The following is a 1,772-nucleotide window of genomic DNA, read 5'->3' as shown; positions in this document are numbered from 1 at the left end:
CCGGCCCGGCGTGCGTCCCGCCGCGGGACGGCGATCCGGGCATGAGTGGTGACCCGGTCTCGCCCGCGCGGTCGGTGCTCCCGGTCAGCAGCCGGGCCGCCGCGTACGGTCGGCGCGTCTCGGCCGCTTTCGGTGACCTGTGGCAGCGGTCGCTGCGCTTCCGGGTCACCGTGTCCACCCTGGCACTGTCGTCGGCGGTGGTGTTCGTGCTCGGGATGGTCCTGCAGAACCAGATCGTCGACCGGCTCGTCGACACCAAGGAGAGCGCGGCGCTCAACCAGCTGCGGGTCGCGGTGCGCACCGCCGAGAGCGAACTCGTCGGCGAGGCCGGCCGGGACGACGCCCTGCGTAACCGGCTCAACAACGCGCTGAAGAGCATCACGAACAACTCGCTGGCCACCCAGGACACGGAGAACTCCTCCGCGGGCGCGTTCGAGCCGGTGCTGGCCGCGGGTGACGGGGACCGTGCGGGGGAGCAGCCCGTCCACGCGGGCCCGTTCGACAAGGTCCCGACCGGGTTGCGCAACTACGTCGAGGGCAATCAGAAGGCCACCCAGTTCCACACCCCGCCGGGAGACTCGACCTATCTCGCCGTCGGCGCCCCGGTCACCTCGGCCACCCAGCCGATGCAGCTCTACCTGCTGTTCCCGCTGAGCACCGACCAGAAGACGGTCACCACGGTGCAGAGCACCATGCTCGTCGGGGGGCTGGCCCTGCTCGTGCTGCTCGCGGCGATCACGAACCTCGTCACACACCAGGTGGTCACCCCGGTGCGCAGGGCCGCCTCGGCGGCCGAGGACTTCGCGAACGGGGATCTGGACCGCAGGCTCGACGTGCGCGGGGAGGACGATCTGGCGAAACTCGCCGACTCGTACAACGGGATGGCGACGAGCATCCAGGAGCAGATCCGGCAGTTGGAGGAGTTCGGGCAGCTGCAACGCCGGTTCACCTCGGACGTCTCGCACGAGCTGCGTACGCCGTTGACGACGGTGCGCATGGCCGCGGACGTGCTGCACGCCTCCCGCGAGGAGTTCCCGGCCGGGCTCGCCCGTTCGGCGGAACTGCTCGTCGACGAGCTGGACCGGTTCGAGGCGCTGCTGCACGACCTCCTGGAGATCAGCCGACTCGACGCGGGTGTCGAGGACCTCTCCGCCGAGCGCGGCGACGTCCGGCCCGTCGCGGAGCGGGCCGCCGAGCAGGTCGGCGCCATCGCGGGCAGTGCGGGCAGCCCGATCGAGCTGGAACTGCCCGACCGGGAGGTGCACGCCGAGATCGACGCCCGTCGGGTCGAACGCATCCTCCGGAACCTGCTCGGCAACGCCGTCGACCACGGTGAGGGCCTCCCCGTACGCCTGCGGCTGGCCGCCGACGACCACGCCCTCGCGTTCACCGTGCGGGACTACGGTGTGGGGCTGCGCCCGGGGGAGGCGGAACTGGTGTTCAACCGCTTCTGGCGCGCCGATCCGTCGCGCAACCGGCGGACCGGCGGGACGGGCCTCGGCCTGGCGATCAGTCTCGAGGACGCGCGCCTGCACGGCGGGGAGTTGGAGGCGTGGGGCGAGCCGGGACACGGCTCGTGTTTCCGGCTCACCCTGCCGCTCACCCGGGACGAACCTGTCGAGAACAGCCCGCTGGGCCTGCCGCCGGACCCACCCGAGCGCTCCGGCGACGACACCGGGGATCACGACGGTCGCGGGGACCGACCCGGGGGCACCGGGGGCACCGGGGCCACCGAGGCCGGCACCGGGGCCACCGACCCGGACCGTTCCGAC

At 72.5% G+C, this 1,772-nt stretch carries 1 protein-coding gene; it reads left to right on the top strand.

What is annotated here, in order from left to right:
* Window positions 1-41: 41 nt before the first annotated feature.
* On the top strand, window positions 42-1,772 hold a 1,731-nt coding region (gene mtrB, locus SACHA_RS19625), incomplete at its 3' end, for an MtrAB system histidine kinase MtrB (RefSeq protein WP_083935742.1).

Source organism: Saccharomonospora halophila 8, from assembly GCF_000383775.1.
Taxonomy (GTDB): Bacteria; Actinomycetota; Actinomycetes; order Mycobacteriales; family Pseudonocardiaceae; genus Saccharomonospora; species Saccharomonospora halophila.
This window is presented reverse-complemented; position numbering and strand designations above follow the sequence as displayed.